This is a genomic window from uncultured Amaricoccus sp., from assembly GCF_937858865.1.
Lineage (GTDB): Bacteria > Pseudomonadota > Alphaproteobacteria > Rhodobacterales > Rhodobacteraceae > Amaricoccus.
In genome coordinates this window covers 1-7,346 of the sequence record NZ_CALLYO010000179.1, presented here as the reverse complement: position 1 = coordinate 7,346, position 7,346 = coordinate 1, and the positions used below count along the sequence as shown (strand labels likewise).

At 72.6% G+C, this 7,346-nt stretch carries 10 protein-coding genes; 7 read left to right on the top strand and 3 right to left on the bottom strand.

Annotated features, from left to right (window positions below; genetic code table 11):
• The 5 genes from Q0112_RS04965 to Q0112_RS04945 form a co-directional block, all read left to right on the top strand.
• Window positions 1-765, top strand: a 765-nt coding sequence (locus tag Q0112_RS04965; RefSeq protein ID WP_297972264.1) for a hydantoinase B/oxoprolinase family protein, incomplete at its 5' end; no start/stop codon positions are given.
• Between the two features lie 110 nt (window positions 766-875).
• On the top strand, window positions 876-1,157 hold the full coding sequence (locus Q0112_RS04960; RefSeq protein ID WP_297972262.1) for a SelT/SelW/SelH family protein: 282 nt from the start codon (window positions 876-878) through the stop codon (window positions 1,155-1,157).
• Window positions 1,158-1,379: 222 nt separating this feature from the next.
• Window positions 1,380-1,883, top strand: coding sequence for a hypothetical protein (locus tag Q0112_RS04955; RefSeq protein WP_297972260.1), 504 nt, complete (start codon window positions 1,380-1,382; stop codon window positions 1,881-1,883).
• 233 nt (window positions 1,884-2,116) lie between these two features.
• Window positions 2,117-2,542 (top strand): cysteine rich repeat-containing protein, encoded by a 426-nt coding sequence (locus Q0112_RS04950; RefSeq protein ID WP_297972258.1) that lies wholly within the window; start codon window positions 2,117-2,119, stop codon window positions 2,540-2,542.
• Between the two features lie 277 nt (window positions 2,543-2,819).
• On the top strand, window positions 2,820-3,350 hold the full coding sequence (locus tag Q0112_RS04945) for a dihydrofolate reductase family protein (RefSeq protein WP_297972256.1): 531 nt from the start codon (window positions 2,820-2,822) through the stop codon (window positions 3,348-3,350).
• 60 nt (window positions 3,351-3,410) lie between these two features.
• Here Q0112_RS04945 and Q0112_RS04940 read toward each other — a convergent pair whose 3' ends face one another.
• Genes Q0112_RS04940 through surE form a run of 3 tightly spaced genes read right to left on the bottom strand, consistent with a single transcriptional unit; the run spans window position 3,411 to window position 6,034 of the window.
• Entirely contained in the window at window positions 3,411-4,556 is a 1,146-nt protein-coding gene (locus Q0112_RS04940; protein ID WP_297972254.1) for a LysM peptidoglycan-binding domain-containing protein, read from the bottom strand.
• A gap of 31 nt (window positions 4,557-4,587) precedes the next feature.
• On the bottom strand, window positions 4,588-5,235 hold the full coding sequence (locus Q0112_RS04935; protein ID WP_297972251.1) for a protein-L-isoaspartate(D-aspartate) O-methyltransferase: 648 nt from the start codon (window positions 5,233-5,235) through the stop codon (window positions 4,588-4,590).
• Between the two features lie 16 nt (window positions 5,236-5,251).
• A complete protein-coding gene (gene surE / locus Q0112_RS04930) occupies window positions 5,252-6,034 on the bottom strand; it encodes a 5'/3'-nucleotidase SurE (protein WP_297972248.1) in 783 nt (260 codons plus the stop codon).
• 185 nt (window positions 6,035-6,219) lie between these two features.
• Between surE and Q0112_RS04925 the strand changes: the two genes are divergently transcribed.
• Window positions 6,220-6,939 (top strand): serine protease, encoded by a 720-nt coding sequence (locus Q0112_RS04925; protein ID WP_297972244.1) that lies wholly within the window; start codon window positions 6,220-6,222, stop codon window positions 6,937-6,939.
• Between the two features lie 102 nt (window positions 6,940-7,041).
• On the top strand, window positions 7,042-7,346 hold a 305-nt coding region (locus Q0112_RS04920), incomplete at its 3' end, for an FAD-dependent oxidoreductase (protein WP_297972241.1).

Here is a 7,346-nt window from a genome sequence, read left to right as displayed (position 1 = left end):
GAGGCGGTGATCGACTTCACCGGGACGACGGCGGAGCTGGCGACGAACTACAACGCGCCGGAGCCGGTGACGCGGGCGGCGGTGCTCTATGTGTTCCGCTGCCTGGTGGACGACGACATTCCGATGAACGAGGGGGTGATGAAGCCGCTCAGGGTGATCCTGCCGGCGGGGACGATGCTCAGCCCTCGCTATCCGGCGGCGGTGATCGCGGGGAACGTGGAGACGAGCCAGGCGGTGACCTCGGCCTTGTTCCTGGCGCTCGGGGTGCAGGCGGCGGCGCAGTCGACGATGAACAACACCACCTGGGGGGATGACCGGCTGCAGTATTACGAGACGGTGTGCGGGGGGACCGGGGCGGGGGTGCTGTCGGACGGGCGGGGGCATCCGGGGACGGGGGGCGTGCATTCGCACATGACGAACTCGCGGCTGACCGATCCGGAGGTGCTGGAGTGGCGGTTTCCGGTGGTGCTGGATGCGTTCCGGCTGCGCCGGGGATCCGGGGGGGAGGGGCGGTTCCGCGGCGGGGACGGGGTGGAGCGGAAGATCCGGTTCCTGGCGCCGATGACGGTGGCGATCCTCAGCGGGCACCGGGTGGTGCCGCCGCCGGGGCTCGATGGGGGCGGGCCGGGGGCGGTGGGGCGGACGCGGATCCTGCGGGCGGACGGGACGGTCGAGGAGCTGGCGAGCGCGGACAGGCGCGAGGTGGGGCCGGGGGACGTCTGGTGGCTGGAGACGCCGGGAGGCGGGGGCTATGGGCGGGCGTGAGGTGCAGAAGGGGGATTTCGCACGCGAAACTATAGGTATCCCGTTGAGCCTGAAGGGATTCGTCGGGTTAAAAGTCCATGAACGGCGCGACAGGCGGCGAGGAGGATGCAATGGTGGACGGCAAGCCGGCGGTGACGATCGCCTATTGCACGCGCTGCAACTGGCTGCTCCGGGCCGGGTGGATGGCTCAGGAACTGCTCGCGACCTTCGGCGAGGAACTCGGGTCGGTGGCGCTGCTGCCGGGGACGGGCGGGATCTTCGAGATCCGGGTGGACGGGGAACTGGTCTGGGAGCGCAAGCGCGACGGCGGGTTTCCGGACGTGAAGGCGCTGAAGCAGCGGGTCAGGGACGCCTTCGATCCGGAGCGCGACCTCGGGCATCTCGACCGGTGAATCGGGCACCGGCGCGGTCGCATGGCCGGAGGGGCCGCGCGGTGCCGACGCCGCGGCGGACGTTCGGAGGGGCGGGGGGCGCGTGCCGGGTCTTGATCGGGGCGGCGGAGCGGCGCTATGCAGGCGCGTTCCCGGTGGCGGACCCGTGATCGGGAGGCGGCCACGGGGTCCGGGCGCGGGACCGCCGGCAGTGCGGGCGGCCCGCTTTTCAAGGGGGCTGCCATGAAGAAGACGACGATGATTCTCGCGACCTCGATCGCGCTCGCGGCGTGCGCCGTCGAGAGGGAAGCGGCCGGGACGTCCGAGACCGTGGGCGAGTGGCAGATCGCGGTGAACGAGAACGCGGGGCCCGGCTGCTTCGCCACCCGCCACTTCGTGAACCCGACCTCGCAGGTGCAGATGGGCATCAACGCCACCTCGACGCCGCCGTCGGGGTTCCTCGCGATCTACGTGCAGGGCGCCGAGGGCATCCAGCCCGGGCAGTCGATCCCGGCGACCTTCGCGGTCGGCGACCGGGTGTTCCGCGGCACCTTCACCGGCCAGGACGAGGCCGGCTTCGGCGGCGCCTCGGTGCCGGTCGACAATGCCCAGTTCATCTACGACCTCGGCGACTACGACACGCTCACCATCACCTATGGCGACGAGCGGCGGGTGATCGTGCCGCTCGACGATGCCGACGAGGCCATCGCGGCGCTGCGCGCCTGCCAGGAACGCCTGTCGAGCTAGCGGAAGCGCGGGGGGCGCCCGCGGAGCGCGGGCGCCCCGGACGCGGGCCGCGATCGCCGGCATCTCGACCGAACGTGATCTTGCGCGCAGAGCCCTGGGCAAGCCGTTGGTCCTGAAGCGATTCTCTTGCGGAGAGGGGGCGCTGCCCCTGGTGGGGCGTGCGCGGAAGGGGTTCGCAAGCGAGGGCGGATCGGGTAGAGGAGGGGAGTTCGTTCCAGCCGGAGCTGCCGAAGATGTCGCGATCCCGCCTGCTGCCGCTTGCCGCCCTGCTCGCCGGGCTCACGCTGCCCGGGGCGCCGGCGCGGGCCGACCTGATGACCACCTGCGCGCCGGACATCCAGCGCTTCTGCTCCGACGTGCGGAACGGGCGGGGGCGGATCTCGGCCTGCCTGGCGAGCGAGATGGGCAGCCTCGGCGGGGCCTGCCGCGGCGAGGTGCAGCAGGTGATGCAGAGCCCGCTGACGCCGGGCTATGTGCGCCGGGCGCTCGATCCCTCGTTCAGCGCGCCGCTGCCGGCGAGCTGCGTCGGGCCGGCAAAGAGCCTCTGCCCGGACATCCCGGCCGGGCAGGCGCAGGTCTTCGCCTGCCTCTATGCCCGCTCGGACCGGGCGGGGAAGACCTGCTCGGACGCCGCCACCTCGACGCTGAAGAGTCGCTGAGGCGGCAAAGGTTTACGGGGATTCTTTCGATCTGGGACGCATATGGGATGCGTCTGGAAAGCGTATTGCGACTGAAAGAGTCGGGATTGATTTAACGCCACGGAGTCACGCGGAGAGCGTGCGCCAGGCGGACGCTCGTCCTTGATCGGGCTGGCGGAGCGCGCGGTGTTCCTGCGCAAAAACCGATTGCGATTCGAAATCAGTCGATCTAGCTTGTGGCCGATTGCATAACGCAATCGGACCTGCGGGGAAGTGTGCCAGCGAAAGGGAGGGCGGTATGGCCAAGCTCGTGTTCGGAATGAACCAGTCGCTGGACGGTTACGTCGATCACATGGCGTTCGCGCCGGGCCCCGTACTCTTTCGCCACTTCATCGAGGAGGCCGAGGGACAGGCGGGCAGCGTGTACGGTCGCCGGATGTATGAGGTCATGCGCTACTGGGACGACGATCATCCTGAGTGGGATGCGGACGAACGCGCCTTCGCGGCGGCGTGGCGGAAGCAGCCGAAATGGGTCGTCTCGCGCTCGTTGACGTCGGTCGGTCCCAACGCCGAGCTGGTCGGGGACGATCTCGAGGGCGCGATCCGCGAGCTGAAGGCCGGGCGCGACGGGGAGATCGAAGTTGCCGGCACGATCCTGGCGCAAAGTCTCACCGAACTTGGCCTGATCGACGAGTATCGAATCTACCTGCACCCCGTCGTGCTTGGTCAGGGCAAGCCATATTTCGCGGGGCCTCGGCCGCCGCTCCGCCTTGTCGCCAGCGACCGGATCGGGGAGGACGTGATCAGGTTGACCTACGTTCCTGCCTGATCTGGAAACCGCCGCTGATCATGAGTTCCCCCTCCGGGGGCCGGTCCGGAAGTGCGCCCCCTACCGCTGGAGGTAGGGGGTGGGGTCGACGCTTTCGACGCCGCGGAAGACGTCGAACTGGAGCTCGTTGCGGTCGCGCTCGGCGAGGAGGCCGAGGGTCTGGCCGGCGCTGACGCGGTCGCCCTCCTTCACCCGAACGCCGGTCAGCGAGGTGTAGGTGGTGATGAGGTCGTCCTTGTGGCGCAGCAGCACGATGTCGCCGAGGCCGCCGAGGGCCTTGGAGACCATCGCCACCTCGCCGGCGGCGGCCGCCTTGACCGGGGTGCCGGCGGGCACCGCGAAGCCGACGCCGTGCTCGCCGTCGTAGGGGCGGCTGATGCCGCCGGCGACCGGCGGCGAGAGGCGGCCGCCGGGGGGCGTGCGCAGGGCGCCGAGGTTGGGCGATTCCGGCTCGACGGCGGCGGTGATGTCGGCGGGGAGCGGGGCGGCGGCGCTGGGGGGCGGAGCGATGGGCGTGCCCTGGCCGGGCTGGGTGTCGATCACCGCCGAGGAGGAGATGCGGTTGGCGTCGCTGACGATGGGGATGAGGAGCTCCTGGTTCTCGCGGACGGCGAGGTCGGGGCCGAGGCCGTTCCAGGAGGCGAGGGCGGTCACCGAGACGCCGTAGAGGCGGGCGATCGCGTAGGCGGTCTCGCCGGGCTCGACGCGGTGGCGGACCGGGTCTATGAGCGGCTCGGTCTGGCCGTTCCGGAACGGGTTGTCGGCGGGGGCGGCGGCGGTGCCCGCCGTGGAGCCGAGCGGCTGGCTCGAGATGGCGCCGGTGTCGAGGCCGGCGGCGCCGAAGGCGTCCGGCCGCGGGACGCTGTCGGGCAGGAGCAGCACCTCGCCCGGGCGCAGGATGGTGTCCTCGGGCAGGGCGTTGCGGCGGGCGAGCTCGCCCGGCGTCGTGCCGACGCGGGCGGCGACGGTCGCGACGGTGTCGCCGTCGCGCGCCACGGCGACCTGGTAGTTGGCGTAGGTGATGACGCCGCGCGAGTCGGGCCGGGCGTTCGGGACCGTCTGGCCGGCGGGCGCGGCGGCCGGGCCCGAGGCGGGATCCGGGGCGAGTGGGTTCGAGAAGCCGCCGCAGGCCGCGAGCGAGAGGGTGGCGAGGGTCGCGAGGACGGCGGCGGGCGTACCCCTCCGCCGCGAACGTGCGTCGCTCATCGGCTTGCTCCCGTTTCTTCTTGCTGCCCGGTCAATCCAGTACGTCCTGGGCCACCCCTTCCACAAGGGGGACGAAGCGGACGGCGCCGAGGTCGGTGTATTCGAGCCCATGGCTCGTCTTCTCGATGCGGATGAGGGTCTGCACCGCGTTCGACTGGCCGACCGGCAGGACCATGATGCCGCCCTCGCGCAGCTGGTCGATCAGGGGCTGCGGCGGATCCTCGGCGGCGGCGGTCAGGATGATGCGGTCGAAGGGGGCCTGCTCGGGCAGGCCGAGCGAGCCGTCGCCGTGCACGACGGTGATGTTGTGCAGGCCGAGCTTCTGGAAGAGCTCGCGGGCGCGGCGGGCGAGGCGGCGGTGGCGCTCGATGGTGTAGACCCGGCGGGCGAGGCGGGCGAGGATCGCGGCCTGGTAGCCGGAGCCGGTGCCGATCTCGAGCACCTTGCAGCGGCGGGTGACCTCGAGCGCCTGGGTCATCAGGCCGACGACGGTCGGCTGGCTGATGGTCTGGCCGCAGGCGATGGGCAGCGGCGTGTCCTCGTAGGCGCGTTCCTGGAAGATGCCCTCGAGGAACTCGGCGCGCGGCGTCTGCTCCATGGCCTTCAGCACCTCCGCGTTCGTTACCCCCCGGGAGCGGAGGGTGAAGACGAACTGCATCTGCTGTTCGGCCGGGAGCATGGGCGCGAGCCTCGCGCTAACCGAGGGATTTCGCAAGCGACTCGATCAGCGCGTGCGCGGTGAGGTCGGCGACGAGCGGGGTGACGGTGATGAAGCCGTCGTGGCATTCGCGCGAATCCGAGCCGGGCGGGCTGTCGGCGTTGCCGGGGCTGTTGGTCAGCCAGAGGAAGGTGCGTCCGTTAGGCGCCTTGTGCGGCAGGGCGCCGAAGGTCGGGGCGTGGCGGTGGCCCTGGAAGGTCGCGCGGGTGCCGCGCACCCTGGCCGCCGGCAGGGCGGGGAAGTTGACGTTGTGGAAGACGGCGTAGGGGTCGCGGGTCGGCGCCGGGGTCGCGACGAGCTTGCGCAGCAGCGCCGCGCCGTGGACGCGGGCGGCCTCGAAGGGGTCGGCGTCGCCGCCGGGCGCGCCGTAATACTGCGAGAGGGCGACCGAGCGGATGCCGTGAAGCGCGCCTTCCATCGCGCCGCCGACGGTGCCGGAGTAGAGCGTGTCCTCCGCGACGTTGTGGCCGCGGTTGACGCCGGAGAGGATAAGGTCGGGGGGCGTCTCCTTGAGAATCTCGTGCAGGCCGGCGAGGACGCAGTCGGCGGGCGAGCCCTCGACCGCGAAGCGGCGCGGGCCGAGGCGCTCGAGCCGCATCGGGCGGACGTAGGAGACGCAGTGGGCGACGCCCGACTGTTCGAAGGCGGGGGCGACGGTCCAGACCTCGCCGTCCGCGCCGGCGAGTTCGGTCGCGATCTCCTCGGCGACGGCGAGGCCGGGCGCGCTGATGCCGTCGTCGTTGGTGAGGAGAATGCGCATGGCGGTCCCTGGGCTGCTGTCGCGGCCGTTCTAGGCAACCGGCCGGGCGGCGTCCAGACGCGCCGGGCTTAACCAGCAATTCGAGGGATATGGCCGCCGCGCCTTAGCGGTTCGGCAACGCGTCCGGGCGAGGATCGGCGGCGGGGCGCGGCCTGCGGGGGCAGGGCGCCGGCGAGGGGGACGGCATGGGGAACGGGTGGAGGAGCGCCCGGCGCGGGCGGCTGCGGCGGGGCTGGGCGGGGTGGCTGGTCGCGGCGGTTCTCGTCGCGGGGCAGGCGGTAGCCGGCGAGGCGCCGGCGCCGGTCGACCGGCACGCGGTGGTGGTGAACGACGGGCTGGTCGGATCGGCCTTCCTGATCGAGGAGGGGGTCGCGGTCACCAACCGACATGTCGTGCGCGGGCTGGGGATCGGCGGGGAGGTCGAGCTGCTCGCCTCGGGCGAGGGGGGCGCGCGGGTGCTGGGGCGGCTCGTCGCGCTCAGTCCGCGCATGGATCTGGCGCTGCTGCGGGTGCCGGCGGGCTTCGTTCCGCCGGTCGAGATCGCCGAGGCGCCGACGGTGGCGGGGATGGCGGTGACGGCGACCGGGATCGACGCGGGCGAGGGCGGGACGGGCGCGCGGCGGACGCTTGCCGGGGTGGTTCTGGAGCCGAGCGAGGATCTGCCGGCCTTCGGGCCCGGGCTCGTCGTCTGGCTGCCGGGGGCGCGGCCGGGCTTCTCTGGCGGGCCGCTGCTCGACACAGGGGGGCGGCTCGTCGGCATGGTGACGGCGCTGCGGCCGGTCGGCGGGCGATCGCCGGTCGCGCTGGCCGGCGGCGGGCGGGGGCAGCCGCAGGTCGAGGCCTTCGCGCTTCGCGGCGAGGCGGTTCGCGCCGAGGCGCGCCGCCTGCTCGACGCCGGCGGCTGAGGGGGCTTTCCGCCCGCGCCCGCGCCGTGTCAGATGGCGCGAGGAGGTGGCCCGCATGTCTTTCGTCCGCTGCGCGCCCGCGCGCCTTTCCGGCCGGTTGGCGTGAGCCTCGCCGGGCGCGAGGTCGCGGTCGTCGGGGCCGGCATCGGCGGGCTCGCCGCGGCCGTCGCGCTGGCGCGGCGCGGGGCGCGGGTGGTCGTCTTCGAGCAGGCGCCGGCGCTCGCCGAGGTGGGGGCCGGGCTGCAGATCGGGCCGAACGGGGTGGCGGTGCTCGAGGCGCTCGGGCTCGGGGGTGCGGCGGCGCGGGCGAGCCTGCCCGAGGCGGTCGAGCTCGACCTTGGCGTTCTCGTTGCCGTAGCGCGACAGAAGCTCGATGTTCTCGACCGGCAGATAGAGCTTGGCGCCTT